This window comes from Streptomyces sp. NPDC104831 (assembly GCF_055583025.1).
The window spans coordinates 1-1361 of record NZ_JBVJOT010000142.1 but is presented as its reverse complement, the minus strand read 5'-3'; the positions used below and the strand labels follow the sequence as shown (position 1 = coordinate 1361).

Here is a 1361-nt window from a genome sequence, read left to right as displayed (position 1 = left end):
CTAAGGGCTGTCCCGTAAATGATCTTTGAGTCGCCAGAAGGGGGTCGGTCGCGGTGCGGTCCACTCGCCTATCCGGCGAGGGCGAGGTTGTGCATGCGGGCGATGCCGAGCATGGCGTGGTGGACCCCGTCGCCTTTGAGGCGGCAGTCTCGGAGGATTTTCCAGGTCTTCATGCGGGCGAAGGTGTGCTCGATACGGGCGCGGACCTGTTTGTGGGACTTGTTGTGCGCCTTCTTCCAGTCGGGCAAGTCTTCGCCCTCGCGCCGACGATGGGGCATGACGAGCCCCGTGCCCGGATAGCCGCCGTCCGCGATCGTGAGGGTCCTGCCGACGGCGGCTTTGGCACCGGACTCCTCCCATGCCTTGCAGTCGTTGCGGTTCCCGGGCAACGGTTGGCCGACCACGACGACGAGTCGGGTGTCGGCGTCTATGACGACCTGGTGGTTGGTGGAGTACCGGTAGTTCTTCGACTGCTCGGCGATGGCGTGATCGCGAGTAGGCACCAGGGTGCCGTCCACGATGAGCACGGCGTCCTTGGCGAACCGCTTGCGAGGCTGGAGCGCGAGCAGCGGCCCGAGGTGGTCGATGATGCGGTTTGCTGCCGACTTGGACACGCCGAACAGCGGAGCGAGCTGGCGCATCGTCAGGTTTGTGCGCCAGTAAACCGCGACCAGCAGTGTCCGGTCCTCCAAGGGCAGGCCCCATGGCCGACCTTTGCGGACCGCGTCCGCACCTTCGCGCCGCAGCATGGTCACCAGCTTCCCGAAGGCACGCGGGCTCAGCCCGGTGAACGGGCCTATCCAGGACGGCTCCGACACCGTGATCACACCAGTCACGCCGGGATCATCGCACCGCGGGTGCCCCGCCGGAGGCCTCCCCTCCTCAGCGGAACTCGTGGACCACCTGGATCTCGCCGACGATGTGGGCATTGAAGTCGTCCAGCTCCTCGGCCGGAACCCAGAGCTCGAGGATAGTCTGCCCACCGGCCTGCTGGATGGGGTACCGGCTCAAGAACTCCGACTCGACCTCAAAACGAGTGACGAAGCCGGCGCCATCGTGCTTCACGTTCCAGTCCCGGGCGATCCTGACCGCGTAGTCCTCGTTGAGGACCGGGTAGAAGATCGGCTGCTCGGGCAGCCGTGGCGGCCAGGCACGCCAGTTCAGCCCCCGAACCAGATCCAGCTCCTTGAGGCCGGTGGGGCGCCACAGGGTCGTCGTTGCTTGCTGGCTGGTCATCTGCATCGCTCTCTGAACGTAGGCCGCTGGTGCGGCGGGACGGGAGATCGGACGTTACCGGCATCGCGAACTCGTCAGCCACGCAGTTTCCGCACCGTAACCAGCAGTTACGGGACAACCTCTAG

The 1361-nt window shown here is 65.8% G+C and carries 2 protein-coding genes; both read right to left on the bottom strand.

Going from position 1 to position 1361, the window contains the following annotated elements:
• Positions 1-68 precede the first annotated feature (68 nt).
• Positions 69-836 (bottom strand): transposase, encoded by a 768-nt coding sequence (locus tag ACZ63H_RS38600; RefSeq protein ID WP_469873120.1) that lies wholly within the window; start codon positions 834-836, stop codon positions 69-71.
• Positions 837-882: 46 nt separating this feature from the next.
• The gene (locus ACZ63H_RS38595; protein ID WP_469873119.1) at positions 883-1236 is read right to left on the bottom strand and encodes a hypothetical protein; all 354 of its coding nucleotides are present in this window, start codon (positions 1234-1236) and stop codon (positions 883-885) included.
• Between the last annotated feature and the right edge of the window lie 125 nt (positions 1237-1361).

Excerpts from the sequence above, each read along its gene's own strand:
- ACZ63H_RS38595 (WP_469873119.1), bottom strand. The coding sequence starts at position 1,236 with ATGACCAGCCAGCAAGCAACGACGACCCTGTGGCGCCCCACCGGCCTC.